General features: G+C 43.0%; 16 protein-coding genes and 2 tRNA genes. 8 read left to right on the top strand and 10 right to left on the bottom strand.

Translation table 11 applies throughout. The annotated features are described in order from the left end of the window. Positions 1-25 precede the first annotated feature (25 nt). Positions 26-1267, bottom strand: a complete 1242-nt coding sequence (locus tag CH373_RS03830; protein ID WP_125170036.1) for a sialidase family protein — start codon at positions 1265-1267, stop codon at positions 26-28. Between the two features lie 407 nt (positions 1268-1674). Here CH373_RS03830 and CH373_RS03825 point away from each other — a divergent pair, with 407 nt between their 5' ends. Together CH373_RS03825 and CH373_RS03820 are read left to right on the top strand one after the other, a co-directional pair. Beyond that, complete coding sequence (locus tag CH373_RS03825) at positions 1675-2073, top strand: response regulator (protein WP_100714806.1); 399 nt, start codon at positions 1675-1677, stop codon at positions 2071-2073. Between the two features lie 40 nt (positions 2074-2113). Then, entirely contained in the window at positions 2114-2764 is a 651-nt protein-coding gene (locus CH373_RS03820; RefSeq protein ID WP_207761487.1) for a hypothetical protein, read from the top strand. A 4-nt stretch (positions 2765-2768) separates the two neighbouring features. On the opposite strand, the gene CH373_RS03815 is transcribed toward CH373_RS03820, so the two are convergent. Further along, complete coding sequence (locus CH373_RS03815) at positions 2769-3788, bottom strand: NAD(P)-dependent oxidoreductase (RefSeq protein WP_100714805.1); 1020 nt, start codon at positions 3786-3788, stop codon at positions 2769-2771. Between the two features lie 105 nt (positions 3789-3893). Here CH373_RS03815 and CH373_RS03810 point away from each other — a divergent pair, with 105 nt between their 5' ends. From CH373_RS03810 to CH373_RS03800, 3 genes are all read left to right on the top strand, one after another. Next, positions 3894-4955 carry a lipase secretion chaperone gene (locus CH373_RS03810; RefSeq protein WP_100714804.1) on the top strand — a complete coding sequence of 354 codons (1062 nt, stop codon included), beginning with the start codon at positions 3894-3896 and terminating at the stop codon, positions 4953-4955. Further along, positions 4952-6748, top strand: a complete 1797-nt coding sequence (locus CH373_RS03805) for an apolipoprotein N-acyltransferase (RefSeq protein ID WP_100714803.1) — start codon at positions 4952-4954, stop codon at positions 6746-6748. Before CH373_RS03810 ends, CH373_RS03805 begins: the two co-directional genes overlap by 4 nt. A 73-nt stretch (positions 6749-6821) precedes the next feature. Next, positions 6822-7604, top strand: a complete 783-nt coding sequence (locus tag CH373_RS03800; RefSeq protein WP_100714802.1) for a ribonuclease H-like domain-containing protein — start codon at positions 6822-6824, stop codon at positions 7602-7604. Between the two features lie 12 nt (positions 7605-7616). Here the strand turns inward: CH373_RS03800 and CH373_RS03795 are convergent, their stop codons facing one another. Continuing rightward, positions 7617-8639, bottom strand: coding sequence for an MBL fold metallo-hydrolase (locus CH373_RS03795; RefSeq protein ID WP_100714801.1), 1023 nt, complete (start codon positions 8637-8639; stop codon positions 7617-7619). A 15-nt stretch (positions 8640-8654) separates the two neighbouring features. Next, a complete protein-coding gene (locus CH373_RS03790) occupies positions 8655-9797 on the bottom strand; it encodes an LBF_2804 family protein (protein WP_100714800.1) in 1143 nt (380 codons plus the stop codon). A gap of 130 nt (positions 9798-9927) precedes the next feature. Here CH373_RS03790 and CH373_RS03785 point away from each other — a divergent pair, with 130 nt between their 5' ends. Next, positions 9928-10719, top strand: coding sequence for an LIC10920 family plasminogen-binding lipoprotein (locus tag CH373_RS03785; RefSeq protein WP_480174962.1), 792 nt, complete (start codon positions 9928-9930; stop codon positions 10717-10719). Between the two features lie 53 nt (positions 10720-10772). On the opposite strand, the gene CH373_RS03780 is transcribed toward CH373_RS03785, so the two are convergent. The 4 genes from CH373_RS03780 to CH373_RS03765 all read right to left on the bottom strand — a co-directional run bounded on the left by CH373_RS03780 (position 10773) and on the right by CH373_RS03765 (position 14159). Then, positions 10773-11732 carry a polyprenyl synthetase family protein gene (locus CH373_RS03780; RefSeq protein ID WP_100714799.1) on the bottom strand — a complete coding sequence of 320 codons (960 nt, stop codon included), beginning with the start codon at positions 11730-11732 and terminating at the stop codon, positions 10773-10775. A gap of 94 nt (positions 11733-11826) precedes the next feature. Next, positions 11827-12726 carry a transglutaminase-like domain-containing protein gene (locus tag CH373_RS03775; protein WP_100714798.1) on the bottom strand — a complete coding sequence of 300 codons (900 nt, stop codon included), beginning with the start codon at positions 12724-12726 and terminating at the stop codon, positions 11827-11829. Between the two features lie 205 nt (positions 12727-12931). Beyond that, positions 12932-13756: a transketolase gene (locus CH373_RS03770; protein WP_100714797.1), complete on the bottom strand. Its 825-nt coding sequence runs from the start codon at positions 13754-13756 to the stop codon at positions 12932-12934. A 16-nt stretch (positions 13757-13772) separates the two neighbouring features. After that, positions 13773-14159: a hypothetical protein gene (locus tag CH373_RS03765; RefSeq protein WP_100714796.1), complete on the bottom strand. Its 387-nt coding sequence runs from the start codon at positions 14157-14159 to the stop codon at positions 13773-13775. Positions 14160-14253: 94 nt separating this feature from the next. Here CH373_RS03765 and CH373_RS03760 point away from each other — a divergent pair. Next, positions 14254-14326: transfer RNA gene (locus CH373_RS03760), tRNA-Thr, on the top strand. Between the two features lie 61 nt (positions 14327-14387). Continuing rightward, positions 14388-14469 (top strand) — tRNA-Tyr (locus CH373_RS03755). Positions 14470-15128: 659 nt separating this feature from the next. On the opposite strand, the gene CH373_RS03750 is transcribed toward CH373_RS03755, so the two are convergent. Both CH373_RS03750 and CH373_RS03745 read right to left on the bottom strand, forming a co-directional pair. After that, positions 15129-16802 (bottom strand): hypothetical protein, encoded by a 1674-nt coding sequence (locus tag CH373_RS03750; RefSeq protein ID WP_243393231.1) that lies wholly within the window; start codon positions 16800-16802, stop codon positions 15129-15131. Continuing rightward, positions 16768-19524 (bottom strand): transglycosylase domain-containing protein, encoded by a 2757-nt coding sequence (locus tag CH373_RS03745; RefSeq protein ID WP_100714795.1) that lies wholly within the window; start codon positions 19522-19524, stop codon positions 16768-16770. Before CH373_RS03745 ends, CH373_RS03750 begins: the two co-directional genes overlap by 35 nt. Positions 19525-19540 lie beyond the last annotated feature (16 nt).

Raw genomic sequence — 19540 nt, 5'->3', positions numbered from 1 at the left:
TGTGTGGCACCTTTTAAGGAAGATCCTACTTAGAAACAATCGCGTTGATTCGACCAGACAGAGAAGTGGTAGTCACTTGCCAATCCGATGTAGCAGCTGGAGAGTGGGCCTTTCCGATTTGGCCCCCTACATCTTTTCCTACCGCTACAAACAAATCCAAAGTTGCATTATATGCTGCGTCTGCCCAGTCCGTCCTGGTGCATCCGGTCATCGTTGCAAATGATGTCCAGTTTGCGCCGTCATCAGTGGTCTTGACCCAATTGCAATGATCCCCCAGGCCTAGCAGCATCGAACTCGAATCTGCAGCAGCATTAATTCTATAGTTTATCCCAAGAGAAAGATACTTTTCTGTTTCCCACGGTGTACTTGGGGTTCTTCGACTAGCAATAGCTAGACTATCTGTGTTTCCCAAACCAAAAGAAAAGTATCTACCCGACTTTGCAGGATACATCCAAAAAGTTCTAGGGGAATAATTCGGCGGAGGAGTAGCTGCCAAAATGGCCATTTGCTGAATTCCACCTGCGGCTTCCACACCGGTTCCCCCGCCGGGGTAGGTAGTGAAATTCCAGGCTCCAGTGTTCGGATTGTATTTCGCCACGTCAAAAAAGGAGCCGTTTTCAATCGAACATTCTGCAGTACCGTCCAAGAAAGTGATAAAACATGTAAAATCAAAAATACTCGGAATAGAATAGTCGCTTACGATTCCTGTGTATTCCCAGTTGAAGCCGTCGGAACTTTTGACTCCATAAATATTTCCGGCAGAACTCATCTCGATTTTTAAGCCGGCGGCCATAAATGTTCCGACACCATTAATATTACCGAAACTTAATGAACGAAGTGGAAGGTCGACCACCGCCGAAGCACCAGAGGTTGGTCCGTGCGGACACAAGACTCTTGTCCAGGTAGTTCCATCAGTGCTCACCCAAATTCCGCAATTGTTAGAACGAGTGGAGTAACTCGCTGTAAGAGTTCCAACAGCCACGTAGGTTCCATTCCCGTAAGCAACGTCATAGATGGATCCTCCATTGCAGCCAGGAAAAGGACTCTCTGCACCTTGCAAGACCGTCCAGTTCACACCGTCCTCTGAAGAAAAATAAGAGCAGTTGTCTCCGACAGCCATGAGCTGAGGTCCAGGAGAGAAATTTGCCAATGCAAAATCGAAAAGCAGCCCGAGCGGACTTTTAGAGGCATCAATATCTAGGGCCTTGGCCTTATTACAGCTTAAAATAGCCAAAATTCCTAAAACCATTACGAAACGATGATTCATTCCACTATACCCTACTCATATATAACAAAGGAAAGTCTTTGTTCCGACGATTCTTTTCTAATAAGTAGTAAATTTTTTGCCGGTCACCGACAGTAAATACAGATTTTATTCATCCGTATCAGGCTTTGCATGATTCGAGTGGGAAGGAGCTCCCTCGGCTTATGTAGCAGATGCTATACGTTATTTAGGGAATGAATAGGGATTCGACTGACTATTTTTCACTTTAATAACCGAACTTGTTGTCTCAAAAGTACAAAACTGAGGTTCTAATAAACCATTGCAGAATATTCAGTATAGAGCAGGATGCTGCATTTACGGATTCTTATCTTTTTCAGAGGATCCTCAGATTTAAGAAATGCGGAACAGTTTTGAGAAAACGGCAGTCACCATAATTAAAAGGAACCTTAGTGAATAAAAAACAAATCTCTATACTATATATCGAGGATGAAATTATCGTTTCTACTGCCATGAAAAAAATCTTATCTGGCAAATTCCAAGAGGTAGTCACTGCAGAAGACGGTGTGCAAGGGCTTGATTTTTTTCAAAAGCTTCGACCGAATATCGTGCTAACCGATATCAGAATGCCAAAAATGGACGGCTTAGAACTATGCCGTAAAATTAAGGCATTAGATCCAAATGTTCCGATTGTAGGAATCACAGCTTCTACAGAAGAAGACACTCTAAAGATTTGTAAGCAGGCGGGAATGAGCCTGGTTTTAACAAAGCCGGTGAATTTTGTGGATATTATTCAGCAAATCGAGGACCTAGTAAACAAAGCGGAGTCTAAATCAAAACAAATAATCTGACGATATTGGGATTGTAACCTGTTCTTTTTGGCAATATCCTTTGAACCGATACAGAATCCCAGCTAATCTTTTCTTTTTACTCGCCCTTCTTTGCGCTTTCAAACTTCAGTCACAAGATCAGACTAGTAACTTACGAATTTATAAAGATGTGATTGTCGAAGACTTTGAGAACTTTACTGTCGACTCTAAAATGGTAAAGGAAAAGCTCGGTCCGGAATTCTTTCCGGAAGTTCGCATTTCCAACGTTCTGCACACTCAGCAAAGGGAATCCGCCAAATCACTGTATATCGAAGTAAAGGCAGAGAAAAATCAGTCCTTTCAAATATTGTTCCCTAAGCCTTGGAGCTCCTCCGAATTCGTTAAGGAATTTACTTTTCATATATATGCAAACGAAGGCGGAGGTTCGCTTTACGTTCTGCTCAGAGACTCCACCTTAGACATTAAGAAAATCCTAGTAGCACATTTACTCTTTTCAGGGTGGAAGGCCCTCTCTATAGATGTTTCCCGCAAAATAAGACAAGATGATCTCGTAACGAACAAGCATTCCGAATTGCAACTTTTGGGTTTTCTTTACGAGGCTCCTTTTGAAAGGAGAAGGGGCACTAGAGAAATATTCGTAATCGATGATATTATAGCGAAAGTCCGACCCAAGTATCTTCTCTTTCAAGGAGAGAAAACCTTGGTACGATAAACCCTCAGACTTCTATCAAACCCATATCCAGTCTGATTGGATAATGATTCCTTCTTCTTTCAAAATATTCCCAATCCTGTTTAGACCAAGCTTCCCTTAATTGACGGTCTTCTTCGGACAAGAAAAACTCGGTCTTAAGATCGGAGGAGAATATCATAAATTTCTGAATTTTTGGAAGCGGCTCTTCTCCGTAAAGAATTGCAAGCTTTTCCGCAAGCCTATATGTACCGGTTAATCTTCCAAGTTGACTGTAGCCGGCAATATGAGGAGTAAAAATCGATCTGGTCGAATTCAGGAATAGCTCCAATTCTTTTTTAGGAGGTTCTTCGGAATACACATCGATCACTTTCATGATATCTGATCTGCTAAGAATTTCCTGATAAGCTAACTTTTCCCAGACTTCTCCCCTACTCGTATTTAAGACTAAAGTTTCCGGTTTGAGCGCCGTAACATGCTTTTTCTGAAACATAGCTTCCGTCGGATACGGTCCCGACTTTGTCAAAGGAACATGAAAACTTAATATAGGACATTGATAAACTGCATCTAAACTACTTGAAAATTCCTTAAAATAAGGGTCGTGATAGACAAAGCTTATCCCGAAGTAAGAGAGGATCTTACCAAAAGCCTTTCCAGTGTTTCCAAAACCCACCAAGCCCACTTTCTTGCTTTTCAATTCTTCGAGCGAAAAAAAATACAAAAGCGAAACCCAGCAGTATTCGGCAACTGAACCTGCATTGCAGCCGGGAGAGTTTAAAAAAATTTTTCCGGCCTTCTTTAGATCCGAAAAGTTTACATGGTCCACTCCGGAGCTCACTGTGGCAAAAATCCGTACGCTCGGAAATTTTTCCACCGCCTTGGAGTCGACGATAAGCCTTGTGCTTGCGATCAGAATTTCGGGTTGCAAGGACTTTGCAAATTCCAGGTTCCCGCTGGGATAGGATTCAATGTGCAGTTTTTTAAAGCGGGAAAATATCTCCGAAGCGCCAACTGTTCCTTCGGGATAGCATAATAAAGCCACAGGGATACTTTCAAATGAAAGCCTATCTCATCCAACGCTTTTTCTGGGAAAATCTCTTGCCAACACGCGCCCTGATTGTAGCCTCTCGCTTCAAACGGAAAGAGAATTGGTATGTGGACAAAAATAAAGCAACTTCCGACACTCGTATGGATCTTAGGTGGAGTAGTTCTACTCGTATTACTCCTGATTTTCGCATTCTCAGAGTCTGAGAGTAATAAGTCTGGTTTTTTTGGAAAAGATGAGGACGAGTCTTACGGATTTTCGGTGAGTCAAAACGAATCCGGAGATTGGATTATTCATCCAGCGATACAGGAGACTTCGAGAAATATCTATAAAGACGGAGAATGGTTATCATATGAGGAAATACTGAAGTATGCTGCCAGCGGCGAATTAGATATGGTCTCAGAATTGTGGGCCTTGAGAAGACGTTGTCCGCAAGATATGGGCCCAGATCAGTGCAATGAAATAGTCAAAGCGTTTTTGTTGGAACAGTATCCGGGCAAAGACGGTGAAAAGTTAGTGGCGTTGTTCGGTAAGTACCTGAAGTACGAAGTCACTATGAGAGAAATGGAATTACCGGGCGACCTGAAATCTCAGGAAACTTACGAACTGGTCAAGCGAAAGAGAAGAAATATCTTTTCGGACGAAGAGGCCAAACTAGTTTTCGGAATGGAAGAAGCCGAAAGAGACTACCAGTTTTCCCTGTCTCATTTTTTGAACGAAACCAAGAATCTATCGGGCGACAAGCGTATGCAAAGATTTGATGAATTCCGCAAACAAGTCTATGGCAATTATTATAATACGGTCACGAAGAGAGAACCGAAGTTTAATGGTTACGAAACCGAAATGTTCCTGAGAGAAAACGAAATGGAAAAAATGGCTCAGGCTCAAAAAGATTCTCAAGTGAGAGCAATTCGGGAGAAATATTTCGGCAAGGAAGGCGCGGATCGTATCGAACAAGTATATCGCGACATCGAAGATCGCAAGAACAAAGAGACCCAGGTAATGAGAGAAGAACAAGCCTGGCTATCCACAAACCCGAATGCTAGCGCCGACGAAAAGAACAAAGCGATCGAGGCGATCCGATCTAGAATTTTAGGCTCTGATGAAGCCGAAGAATATTCGCGAAGAAGATCCTTAGAAGAAGAACAGAAAAAATTGAACATTAAATGATCCGCTTCGATCAGAATCGGAAGCTGATTCTTCTTACAACATATTGCGTCGGAATCTCCTTGGGGATTTTGCTTGCGATGGAGCCTTTCGGATTCTTTTTGGCTGGGATCAGCGCAGCTAGTTTGGCTTATCTTTTCTATTTGGAACTTAGGGAATTACCACTCAGATTTCAAATCGCTTGGCTTTTGATTTTATCCCAGCTAATAGATCTGATCGTTTTTTTATGGATCCCAAATTCAATTTCCGCGATTTCTGGTTCTGGCAAGACCGTTTCTTGGGCTCTATTTTTGGTTTACGGTCTGTTTTCCCAAATTAAACTTTTTTTATTTTACTTCGGATGGAAAATTACTTCCGATTTTCATAATAAACTAAATAAGAATAATATCCAAAGTCGGCAATCTTTATTGTTCGATTGGGCCTCCTTTCCGATTTGGGGAACGATTACTGATCTGATTACGCCTCAATTGTTTCCGTGGTTTTGGGGAAACTTAGCTGAGGGAAGTTTGTCTTTCTCCCAAAGCGCATCCTGGTTCGGAATATACGGCATCGGATTCTTTTTACTTTGGATCGGGGCAAGTGCCGCACTCCTGGTTGTAAAAAAGGAAAGAATTCTCGGAATCTTAGGGGTCGCGATATTCACCTTCATTTGGATACTTGCTTCACTTAGGCTCTATTCTGCTCCCGAGTATGCCGTGCCCACAAAAACGCCGGCACTCGAAAAAGAAGTCCTTCTACTCTCGGGGTTGTTAGTACAACCGAACACTTCTCCCGCAAAACGAGAATTAGCCGAAAACGCAGATTTTATCGGAAACGCGATGAGCAAAATTTTGGAACTTTCTCTACAGGCAGCCTTGACTACTTCTCCACCGCCAGATCTAATTTTTCTACCTGAATCCGCAGTTCCATTTCACGGTACGAATCCAAATCAATCCTCCAAGGAAAAGAACATCTACTCTCCGACATATCATGGTTTAGTAAAATACCTTTCGCTAAAAACTGGAGCAGATCTAGTATACAACGAACTAAACCAATATTCAGAGGGCTTGAAGAACCAAGTGTCTCTTATATCCTCCGAGTCTCTATACTCGATTCGTTATGATAAACGAAGACTACTTCCATTCGGAGAATTCATTCCTTTGGAAAAATATTTCCCGAAACTCAGGAACCTATTCGAAGAAACTTCGAAGTATGTTCCAGGTGACGAGCCGGCTCCATTGAAAGGGCAAAGGAAAGAGACAAGAAGTCGATTTCCGAAAGCGCCTACCGTTCTCGATCTGAATCTCATCCAAAAACCGGAGCAGATCTCTTCGGGGCTCGTTTATAACGATGCAGAAGCTGAATCATCCGGAAGTTTTGATTACCAAGTACTTCCGCTCATCTGTTATGAGGCAATGTTTCCAGAATTAGTCAGTGATTCGATTCAAAACTCAGAATCCGAAGTTTTCACTTTTTTGGTCAATCCTACAAATGACGCCTGGTTCTCTTCTTCAACCGAAGCTTGGCAGCACGGGGCGGCTTCTAAATTTCGATCGATAGAATTTGGACTGACATTAGTTAGACCGGCGGTTAGCGGAATCTCTTATGCAGTAGACCCGTATGGAAGGGATCTCACTCCACCTTTAGAATTCTCCGAAGTAGGGAGCAGATCTTTTTTACTCCCGATCACTCGGAAAAGAAAAGAGGGAAATACCTTTTATGCTAAAATCGGAAATCTACCGTTTTATTTATATTCTGTTTTATTGATCGGTTTTCTGTTCGTCTTACGAAAAAGAAACATTGTTTTCTTAAAATAAGAACCGAAAGGCGGAAACAAAAGATAAAAACTTTTAAATTTCCCGCTTAAGTGAAGTATAGAGGAAAAAATATTTGTTAGAACACACTTTCTGTCACCTTCCTGGAATAGATATCCAAGAAGAGAAAAGATACTGGGAAAAAGGAATTCTCACTTGGGAGGATCTTAGAGGGCATTATCTTGAACTTGCTAAATCCTCCGAAGATACCTATCCAAAGCTTCTTTTGGATTCTCTAGAGTTTTCTCGCCGTGAACTCGAAAGAAAAAACTGGAGCTACTTTTTCTTTGCACTCCCGAACAGACAAAAATGGAGACTGTTCCCCAGAATCCGAGAAAAAATCCTTTATCTCGATATTGAAACCTCCGGACTTTCAAGGGAAGACTTCGTCACTGTAGTAGGCTCTTACGACGGTCAACAGTTCAAGGAATTCCTTAGAGGTCGAAATATGGATGACTTCCTGGGATATCTTGATCCTCAACATATATTAGTAAGTTATAATGGAGTCGCTTTCGACATTCCATTTCTCGAAAAGGAATTCGGTCAAAAGTTTCGAAATCTTCACTACGATTTGATGCATATGCTCCACGGGCTAGGATTCAAAGGTGGTCTGAAAAACTGCGAAAAGGCCTTGGGCATTACTAGAGATCTTCCTTTCGAGGTCAACGGATCGGATGCGGTAAGGCTTTGGTGGCAATACGTTCAATACGATGACCAGGAAGCTCTTAGTCTACTGCTCAAGTACAATCGCGAAGACGTAAAAAACTTAGAGCTGATTTTTATTAAGTGTTACAACCTAAATATCCGAAACACTCCCTTTTACGGAGAAATTATTTCGGAAAATGTAAACCAAATCTGATCGAATGCATTTTTACTTTTCGCCGATCCAGCGGTAGGTTTCGTAGGGTGGCTCAGTCTCGATCACTTCTACCCAACCTTTATCGATGAACTTTCTTACAAATGAATGCAAAATCGCCATAGCTGTATTATAATATCCTGAATTAGCTACCTTCTCTCCCATCGCTTCCAAGACCAAGTTCGAAAGGTCCTGGTCTCTTTCCTTTAATCTCCTCATGACACCTCGTTCCAGAATCTGAAGAGTTTTGGAGAGCAGCTTGATCGCTTTTTGAGGGTCTTCTGGTTCGGATCCGTGGGCCGGCAAAAGTCTTCGAATCGAAATCTTAGAGAGCCTATCCAAGGATCTGTGGTAATCATCCAAATTGCCGTCAATTTCAGCGTAAATCGAGGAAATATTTTGGAGGACCAGGTCACCTGTAAAAAAGATTTCTTCCCCTAACAAATACGGAGTTAGATGCCAAAGGTTGTGACCGGGAGTGTGCAAAAAACCGATCTCTCTTCCTCCTGCGTGAATCACATCCCCTTCCACCAACTCGATGTCAAAGCGTACATTCGGCTCCACCTTATGAGAACCTTTGACTGTATTAATTAAATTTAAATTACCTTCTTCGATTCTAGTCAGCTCTCGCTTTCTGTCTTCCGCAGAACGGTGACCTTTATATACTAATCTCTTTGTGGCCCGATTGAACACCTGAATATTTTCAAGATAGTTGCCGATATCAGCCGCCATACCTTTCATTGCATACAATTTTGCGTCGGTATAAAATCGGAGAGTAAGCATCGCACTCATATGATCCAAATGGTTGTGCGTATAAATTATATGCTTTATCTTCTTTAGATTTAGACCTACTTGTTTAAGAGCTCTTTGGAGCATTCCCAAGTTCGCAATATACCCAGAGTCGATAAGCGTCGGCTCACCGTCTGGTAGTATGTATATATTGTTAGGCGCATAGAATGGCTGGGGAATTTCTGTTTTAAGTATTCCGTCTCCGATTTCTTCTATTTTTGGGACAGAATCATAATGATGAACGCGCATACTGAAACTTCAATACTAGGAAAACAATCTACTCCTTTCCCTGCAAGCTTCTAAATTTCCGGTGCGAATATAACTAGATAATTCTCTGATTAATTCCAAGTGTTGCTCCGCATCTTGGCCCAAGATCTTTTTTAGATACTTCGCCTCAAAGGAGGATAACTTACCATCAAAAGAACAAGCAAGGCACAATAGCTTTAGGCAAGCTTCCCTATCTTCCTTTTTGAGCCCCGCAATCAATTTTGCAAAAGTTTCTAAATCGTCAAAGACAAAGTCTTCGGTTCGTATTCCAAAATTCTTATACATTTTGATTAACAAATATTCTAGATTCGGATGGAACCTTTGAGTGAACACTACAGAGTTTCCGACAGCGGCCAAGAATGCCAGCTTGGCTTCCTTTGTTAAACGACGTTCGTTAGCGAAAATTTGAGCGACGATATCCTCAGCGATAACTCTGGAAATTAATCGAATCCTTAGTTCCGACAAAATGAGCCAAAGTACGACCGCGTCCCAAATTGCAGTAATCGGTGCGGCTATAAACTCTGCATAAACTCTAAGAGAATTTCGCGCCAAGACCTTTCTTAAAACGATTTTTGCAACTAAGTTGGAGAGCAAAACTTTCGCCTTGTATAAGACAGTTCTGACTAGTAGACTTCGTTTATCAGTAAGTTTTAATGGATCGATCCCTAATAGCTTTAAGTCTGGATCCGGGATCTCCAGCGCCATTCTAGCAAGCAGGTTCGATTTGGCAGTGAAGAGATCCGGGTCGTCCTCAAGGTGCATTCCGGCGAGTTGAGTGATTCGAAACGCTGCCCACAATCCAAGCTCGTATAATAAATAAAATTCTAATAGAGTCCCGACGATTAACGCCCCACCCGTCCAGGCCCATTTTTCGTAAAATTGAAAAGACCAAAGTTCAGGTGATTCCGGAAATATTTTTTCTACGATCGTAATTCCGAATGTGGTCCAAAATCCAATATTCAAGCCCCAAAAGAAGGACCACCAGATAATCTTGCCACTTTGGGAAAAGAATTTTGACCCAGGCCCAGAAGGATCCTTTTCTAGCGGCGCTCGTTTGACATAATTCTTTAGAACGCCTATACCCCATTTTTCCAGGAAGCCTGGGTTATACTCTTGGGCGCTTTGGTGCAACATTTCCATAGGTGGTGATAGGATATTAAAATCGAATTTGAGTCAATCGGAATGGAACGGTTTTTAAGCTCTGGGGTCGAAAAGAAGGCAGAGGACGAAAGTCCTCTAATTCGATTTCATTCTTGACCGGTGCTTGCCGATGATTCAATTTAGAGCTATGCGTTCCCTTTTTTCTCGAACACTGCAATCTTTATTTGCTAAGTCTTTTTCTCTATTGGCATTTTGCGGGGTGGCAACCCTGGCGTCTTGTCAACACACCACCCCGAATAAGGTAGATATGAAAGTAACCGGGGGAGGAAACGTTTATCAGGTATACCTGGATGTGGACAACGATAAGACTCCTAACTGCGGAAATGCAGCTCCATATACGGGAGGAACTGGAACCTCGACTACCGGTGGAACAACAACTACAACACCGACCACTGGAGGGAGCACCACAAACAGCAGATATCTCGTTACCAGTACTCTCTACATGAAGACTGGAGAAATTCTTATATTACGTTTTATTTATGATAACAACCAAAACCAAGGGACTGTGGACCCTCAGCAAGGTTTCTCTTTTTCCGGAAGTGTTGGGACTAGTTCCCAGTATATTCCAGCGGTTACAGGAAAATTCGGAAAAGTATTCTGGGGCGGTTCAGGAGTTCCAGTCTATGATAGCTCCAGCGGTGGTGCGCAGGCTCAGGCGCTTCAATACCTAGACGTAGATATTAATCTTACCGGAAATTTTTCGACTACGACGGGCGGCGTGCAACTCAATCAGTGCTTCACAGTAGACGGAGTTAAGTGTACAGCTCAGACTTCTTCGACGACTTGTTTTACTCAGGATAATATCAGTTGCTTCTCTACTTCAGCTTCTACTGGAGCTGCCGCTGCCATCCAAGGAAGTGTAAGCTGCAATGCTCCAGGGGTTTTCCCAGCAGGAACCTAAGTTAGCGGACTTCAGAGAAATTCTTTGATCCATAAAAATGCGGATAAAGCGCTCTAAACCGAGCTAAGCTTTCGAAACTGCTCTTGGACAAGCTTACCCTCTTCAGTCGGTGGGTAAGCATTCAAGAAACGTAGTAGTTCCTCGATATCGGCCTGAAACTCATCATTTAACATTTTCCGAATATTATACCTATTCAAAAGAGAAAGTACGACAACTTCATCCTGTCCGTTTCTTTCCGCTTTTCCAAAAAGAGAATGCACTAGCTTTTTATCGTTCCTGTCAGATTTTTCGAGCAATTTCAAAACGGGATATGTGTACAATCCGTTTTTAAAATCCTTAAGCGGCACTTTCCCAGTTTGGTTGCCCGCTTGAAAATAATCTATCGCATCATCCTGCTTTTGAAACAAGAATCCAAGTCGAATCCCAAAGTCATGCAGCTTCTTGCGACTTTTCTTGGGAAGTTCTACAAGTATGCCAGCGGCTTCAGAGACAGCTCCAAAAAGAGAAGCCGTCTTTCCGTATACAACGCTATCGTAAATCTCGGAGGTAATTTTAGAGTTCTTTTCCCATTCCATTTGGATTAGCTCGCTTACCGAAAGATCTTTGATCACTTTCGTAAACAGGTCCATCAGCTCCGAAGAACCCAAGCTGTTTAGATGGTCGATTCCGCAAGCGAGAAGATAATCTCCGGCCAAGATCGCGGTCTTGTTTCCGAATTTTGCTCCTACACTCGGAATTCCTCTTCTAGTTTCCGCCTCGTCCACCACGTCATCGTGGAGTAAACTCGCGGCGTGGATCAGTTCAGCGATCGCTCCGACGTCGGCCCACTTTTCTCCCCGATAACCCAAGATCTTGCATACACAATAATGAAGAATAGGACGAATTCGCTTTCCACCGGACTGGATCGTATAGTCTTTGATTTCAGAAAGTATTTCGAGATCTTCGTCGATGATCTCTTTGAGCTTTTTATCGAATTTGCGGATTAGTAATTCTTTTAATCCCTTGCCTTTCACTTCTATCCCCGTTTCGACACTATGTACGGGCGAGCTTTCGGCTCAAGCAGGAAAGAAGTCTTCGACTGATGACGAATCTCAAGAATTAGAGGACCTAAGCTTTCGGTTTGTTATCCAAGGCGAGCAAATGCTTTGAAAGGGTCTTTTCCATATCTCGGTCTTCTTTTTTTCTATAGATATGGATCAAATTTCGGTACATCCGCTTAAGCATTGTTAGAGTACTAGCACGCGTAAAATAGCGATCGTGAGCTTGAAAACCGTTCGCTTTCAAAAATCGAATGCAAGTAGATCGATCGAGCATCACACCACCGTGATATGGATCAATGTACGTCTGAAATTCGGAAGATTCAAAATGGAGTAAGAAGTGCAACGGCATATTCACTCCGTATAAGGGCAACTGCAATCTGTGAGCCACAAGCAAGTAGATCGCGGATAATGAGATAGGAATTCCGCGCTTCGATTCGAAGACTTTATGTAAATAAGAGTTATCCGGGTCCTCGTACTGATCGTGATTTCCGACAAAGCCTTCCTCCTGGGATAAGACTCTCGTCAAAAAATGCACCTTCACATCGTCCGAGGCAAGATCCTCGTTTAAGTCGACAAGTTCTTCTACTCTCAAAGCGATCCGATCCAGATACGTCCGAAAATCAGGATAGTATAATTCAGGGTTCACGACACTAGATAATAAGAATACGCCTTCTTCCAAATCATCATAGTGATTCAAATGGCCTTTCTCCGCCAAGGCAGCATAACGGTAGGAGATCCTCTCCATGTGAATCGATTCGGAGACTGCTCTAGCGTAAACTCTTAAGGTTGGATCTTTTAGATCGTCTACCACTTCGCGAATCCGAACTTGCCAAGGAATCATGCTAGCAATCTCTCGGATGATACCGGATTTTTCTTCCGACCGAGAAAACTCTAGTTGGTAAAATTTATCTTCGATCCTTTCCGGAGGAAAAGGCAACGTCCCGAAAGACGAATCAGAGGATTGCATACACAATAGATTCCCATCTTAAAACCAAGCAGTCAATTCAGAAGTGTTTACTCTCTTCAAAAAAAGGATGTACTTGATAATTGGACTATGTCGTTCACAAAATTTATCGCAATAGCTTTGCGAGATAACCGAGACGAAAGATTGTTTTCGAAAATCAGAATCGGTTCATTCAAAAAACGGCAGAAACCGATCGTTTAATATTCTTTCAGATGGAAACTGCATCCAATTCTTGTAAAGCCTGCTTTCCTTGCTCTTCGCTTGGAGGAGTACCATGCCACCCTGGATTGTTTTCCATAAAGGAAACACCTTTACCCAGGACAGTAGTGAAAAGGATAATCGTAGGAGATCCTACATGAGCTTTTGCTTTTTCAAAAGCGCTAATGATTGCGGAAACATCATGGCCATCAGCATCGATCACATTCCAACCGAAGGCTTTGAACTTTTGATCCAATGGCTCCAGATTCATCACATCTTTTGTATATCCATCGATCTGGATGCCATTTTTATCCATAAATGCAATTAGATTGTCAGTTTTGTAATGAACCGCAGATTGAGCGGCTTCCCAAGTCATTCCCTCTCCGCATTCTCCGTCAGAAATACATGCGTACACTTTAAAATTTTTGCGATTCAAACGAGCACCGAGCGCAATCCCAACAGAAACAGATAGACCTTGGCCAAGCGAACCTGAAGAACTCTCCAATCCTTTTAAATAACGAGTTGATGGATGACCCTGAAGCTTGGAATCGATCTTACGAAATGTCATAAGATCTTCTATGGGAAAATAACCTGACTGAGCCATGGCAGCATATCGAACCGCACAAACGTGTCCGTTGGAAAGTATCAAACGATCCCTATCTTCCCAATCAGGATCAGAAGGCTTGTGATTCAAAATTTTCTTATAGAGAACCGCATAGATATCCGCCAAACCCAAAGGACCGCCGGGATGGCCAGATTTGGCAGCGGTTACCATCTTGATTACATTCTTACGAATCTCATTTGCAAATTTTTTGATCTCAACAATTTCATTCATGGAGGTTCTTCCGATCCTAGTGTGCTGAGCGAAAAAGCAACAGCCCGGATATGTACACCAGGGTATATAATGGTAGAAAAATAAATCTTAGCTTTCGATGGAATCCTTTTTTTCCAAATGCTCCTGACCATCCGGTCAGTAACATGAGAACTAGTGCGATTGCAGCAAATCCGCGATGAACGTCTATAATCCATCGATCGACTGTAGGAACAAACCCTGCTGCGTCCAAGCCTCCGAACAAATACTTCAATGAAAGAAGATAAAAGGCCGTGATCAAATTAAACACGATTCCGATGCTGTTCAAGATCCTGTGAAGTCGGTTATTTCGAAATCGAAAGTACAATCCGGTATAGAACAATACGATCGAACAGGTCATACCCAGGTTCACTAATAAAAGCGCCATTGGAGTCAGGATCGAGATTCCCTTGGAGGGATAAATTCCTTTTTAATCGGTTGACCGAGGAATTCGGACGGAAATACTGGTTCTCGAGTCCAATGCTGCCTTAGCTCAATTGGTAGAGCAGCTGACTTGTAATCAGCAGGTTGGGGGTTCGATTCCTCTAGGCAGCTGACGTAGATTCTTACCAAAAAAATCTACGCCATATTCCGGACTCAGATCCCACTTAACCACGGGTAGGTACTCAAGCGGTCAACGAGGGCAGACTGTAAATCTGCTGGCCAAGCCTTCGAAGGTTCGAATCCTTCCCTGCCCATTATAAATTTCTAATTCAAATAATAAATCAGAAGGATTCGAAGATTTCGAGCGAGAGCATTTGTAGCGACCCGTAGGGAGCGTAAGCAAATGCGACCTGAGTCCATGGATGGACGAAGGACGCGAGAAAGACGCCTCGGAGCACAGTTGACCACGAGGGGAAACTGCGAAGAGGCGAATCCTTCCCTGCCCATTATAAATTTCTAATTCAGATAACAAATCAGAAGGATTCGAAGATTTCGAGCGAGAGCATTTGCAGCGACCCATAGGGAGCGTAAGCAAATGCGACCTGAGTCCATGGATGGACGAAGACGCGAGAAAGACGCCTCGGAGCCCAGTTAGCCAGGATGGATAACTGCGAAGAGGCGAATCCTTCCCTGCCCATTATAAATTTCTAATTCAGATAACAAATCAGAAGGATTCGAAGATTTCGAGCGAGAGCATTTGCAGCGACCCATAGGGAGCGTAAGCAAATGCGACCTGAGTCCAGGGATGGACGAAGGCGCGAGAAAGACGCCTGTAACTAAAAGCGCTTTCTCTAAAAGGCAGGATGAGGAAATTCGCAAGGTCCGAGAGTGGGCCACGGAGGGTCCACGTCCCAGAGCTTGATACAGGATGTATCAGCGAAGGGCGAGGATTGCGATTTACGAATCCGACTTTTTATTTTTGCCAAGCCACTATCGATGGCTTGACCGCTACTACAAAATACTCTTTACCGAGTCTGATTTCCGCATAGGTGCGATTTAGTATTTTACGATATACAAAATATTCCAAATTCCATGGTCCGAGTGCGACTGTAGGACCTACCTGATTCGATTTTACGGGAAGTGTCGGCTGAACTGGAGGATCGACCGGATTTTCGGGAATAATCTCTACTTCTTTCCAAAATAGTTTTGCAGAAATCGGCAAATACGCTGGATCAGCAAAGGCAAAGCTCACTTCCTCCTCTTCCTCCACAGAGTTCAGCATTTGTTCCAGTGTCCCGGGAAAAATTTCGGTGCAATACTGCGGTTGGATAGAAGGATTCGAAAAGAAAGGTCTACGTAACACTTTACAAATATATTTTGTTCTGTCCGGAAGTACTAGATTAGCTTCTCGATCTCTTGCGTCCCAAAAAGGAAGTTTGTTCCTATCCTCATTTGGCAGAAGCAAAGTTAAAATCTCCTCGGGTTCGAGATCTTCCTCTCCATCGGTATCCGTATCTGACAAAAAGGTTCCCATCTCTTTTACGAAGTAGTCCCTCGCCTCTTTACCGCCTCCTTGCAGAATATATGAATATAACGGATCTGGAGAATCCTTCGAAAGAATACGAAGGGCATGAGAATATTGAGCGCCCCAATCAGTTCCCTTGGTCTGACAGATTTTTCTAAACAAAGCTTCGGGTTCTTCGGACCCGTTATAAATTTCTTGTGGATAATCGCAAGCTTCCTGTTTTCGATCCATAAGGAGCAAATTTTTAGCTGCTTCGAATTTCGCTCTTCTCGGATTTCCGTACGTCCCGCTCATGAGAAAGTATCGAGTGCTCGCTTCCCATCTCCCCTTATGACGCAAAAACTTTGCGTAGAGAAATGCAATATCCGATTTTGATTCGTTGGTAAGAACTTTGGAAGTACCTGAGAGATAAATTCTTCGATAAGGAACTCCTCTACCGGACTGCAAGGAGTATCCAACCCAAAGTGGAAGAGCAGTTTCCTTTGAAATCGAATTCTTTTGAACTATCGTTTGAAAGATATTTTCCCAGCTTTCATAATCTTTGAGTTTCATTTTGATCGAATAGCAAAGACGAACCAAGGGAGCATTTTCAGGCTTAAGCAAAGAGCGGTACGGCTCAAAGGGCACAAACGGAACAGGCTTGCCCGTTTCTGAATCAACTGATTGCTCTTGGGGTTCAACCAAAGGAGGCGTGGACCTGGAACAAGAGGAGAGAACTCCGATTAGAGAATACGGGCTGACTCCCAATCCTTGGGAAACGCTCTGAACGATACTAGACCATTCCCCTTTTTTAGTCTTTGTAGTTCCTGCTCTGATTTGGTACTGCAAGGCCGGAACGTACTTTCGAAATTTTTCATATAGAAAATAAAGTCTCGTAGAGGCCGTCTTGCGGACATCGTTTTGTTTTGCGGTGCGAACCACTTCTTCGTAGAGAGGAATGGCAAACACTGGAGAATCTTTCTCCATCGCATAAGCTTCCTCATACGAAACTGCACTGACTCCTCGAGTGATGAAAAAGTAAATACCTATGGTTAAGAAAATTCGAAAAAAGAAGCCCACTAAAAACCACAGAATTGGATAGCGAGGTTCAAAATACGTTTTGGAAGATTTCTTTTTTTGCATCCGATTTGTGACTCAAAGGGCAAACTTCTGTAGGGGGATAAGAAGGATGGAACAATTCACTCACCTTGGTTGGACAATCCGGTCCAGGTAATTTTCCGGACTCAGGACACACGCTGACGGAAATCGCTCTCTGCGAAAACTTATACTTTCTCTTATCTTCCTTGTCTCCAGATTCGACTTGCTGAAACAACTTCGCGATCGTTCCCCAAAGAGGCGCCGCCACGACTCCTCCTAACGCAGAAGGTCCCATGCCATAACTTGGGGAATCATATCCTACCCAAATTGCCATAGAAATCCCGGGCCGAAAACCTACGAACCACGCGTCCCTGTATTCGTTTGTAGTACCTGTCTTTCCAGCTACTTCGCCTTTATAGCCCGTGTTTCTAACTCCAGCGTGATTTGCACTTCCGTGGAGCAAATCCACCATGATCTCCGCGGTCGGCGGCGAAATCGTCTTTCTCTCCTTGGGCCACTTCAAGCCGAACTCATCTTGGTCCTTTCTTTGAAAGACTATATTCCCCGCTCTATCTACAATTTTTTCGATAAGATGCGGTCGTACGATTTTTCCATCATTCGCAAACGCAGAATAAGCAGACGCCATTTCCAAGGGAGAAAGTTCCAATGAACCTAGCGCTAAAGATAAGTCTTTTCGAAAGCGATTTTTCAAAATCTTTTCTTCCGGAAAGAAGAAACGACCGAATGCATCTTCGATTCGGTTAAGTCCTAATTTTTCCGCAATCTGAACTGCCGCAGTATTCTTAGACTTTGCTAATGCGACTCTGACCGAAATATCTCCGTCGTATTGATTTCCTATATTCTCGGGCATCCAATTCGAACTAGAATTTCTATAAATCAAGGGCGCATCCAAAATCCTCGAAGCCGGATTGATATATCCTTCATCGATCGCATCCGCATACAGGATGGGCTTAATCGTCGAACCCGTTTGACGATACATGCCTGTGGCACGAGGAAACTGGTTATCCGCCTTGAACTGAGTTCCTCCGTGCAAAAGTAGGATATCCCCAGTATTTGGATCAACCGCGACTACGGCAACTTGGAGTCCACTGTCTTGGCCGGTCTCGAATTTATCTGTATCAATGAATAATTCCAGTGCCGGAGAAATATCGGAGACTAAGTTTCTAAAAGGATTCGCTTCTACATTGCGCCCTGGATCTACTAATCTATTCCGCCTAACTTGTCCGGAACGCAGTACATTTTCTACATGAGATTTTACTAATCTTTGCAATTCCGCCTGAACAGGCTGAGAAATCGTGGTGTAAACGGAAAATCCTCCGGTTTCATAGATATTCGTATCCGGATACATAGTTTGCAAAAATTTTCGAACATGCTCGGTTACATAAGGAGAATCATCCCTTCGATTTCCGAATACAGTTTCTCCCGGAGATCTGGTGGAAAAAACCATATACAATTCATTAATCACCGGCCTCAGATCTTCTTTTAAGGCACCATCGTTCTTTAAAGAATCTAGTATGTTTTGCACACGATTCATGGATAGTTCAGGATTTTTTAATGGAGAATATCGATTCGGAGCCGAAGCCAGAGACGCCAGAACGATCATCTCCGGCAAAGAGAGATCGTTCGGTTTTTTTCCAAAATAGAATTCTGAAGCGCTAGCGAATCCGAATGCACCGTGACCTAAGTATACATTATTCATGTAATGCAAAAGAATTTGCTGCTTATTTAACTTGGATTCTAGGGCGTAGGCCAACTGTGCTTCCTTCAATTTCCTACCGAGGCTTTTTTCTCTGTCGTTCAAGAGAATTCTCGAAAGCTGTTGGGTGATCGTGGAAGCACCTTGCTTGAATCTTAAATGTATAATGTTTACAAAAAACGCCCTCAAAATCGAAGGATAATGGATTCCTCCGTGGTCGAAAAAGTGTCTATCTTCCACGAGCATAACCATACGTTTCAAGTTTTCTGGGTATGCATCCCACTCTAGATTGCTGGTTTTCTTTCCGAATATCTCGGATACTTTCTTTCCATCACGATCGTAGATAATTGTTGGTTGATGGATATAAAACACATTCAACAACCCATCCACTTCTCCTTCTCTCTGAATCACACCGATCCAAAAGAAAATCAGCATTACCAATGCCATGGGTAATGGAATGGCTAAATACCAAATGTTAAATGATACTTTAGGAAATTGGAATTTTCTACTTTTCTGTACGAGCCTTTCGGCCAAGGTTTGGATCGGCCTCTTGAATTCGCTTGGTTGTTCGATCGTTTGTTTGGTTTTTACTTTTTCGAACCAGGGCTTCGTTTTTTCAGATCCAGTGTTTCCCTTTTGAAAGACATCCTTCCAACCGTTCAGCTGCTTTTCAAGCTTGGCCACCGCGCTCTCAAAAACGGCTCCCCATTTCTGAAAAAACTCAGGCTTAGAAGTTTTGCCTTTTGCTATTTCTATCCTGGGTGGTTGGGGGAAAAATCGATCCCCAAAAGAATCGAACCTTTCCGAAGATTGATTCTTTTCCGAAGTAGCAAGAGAAGAAGCAGATTCTTCCTTGGGAGCGAATTGGGGTGGCGCCTCCTGAGAAGTGGCTTTTGGTTCTAATCGAACAAGTGATTTATTTCCACACCGATAACAAGTGAGACGGAATATGGAATGAGTAGGAACTCCTTCCGGAAGCCGAGATAAGGTTCCGCAAGATGGACATTCAAATTTATGCTCCGAGAGCGTGCGGATTCCTGTGTCGAGCATCTCTTATAACTTCGGA

This window comes from Leptospira perolatii, assembly GCF_002811875.1.
Taxonomy (GTDB): domain Bacteria; phylum Spirochaetota; class Leptospiria; order Leptospirales; family Leptospiraceae; genus Leptospira_B; species Leptospira_B perolatii.
Note: the sequence above shows the minus strand (reverse complement) of the source record. Positions and strands in the feature narration are given on the sequence as shown.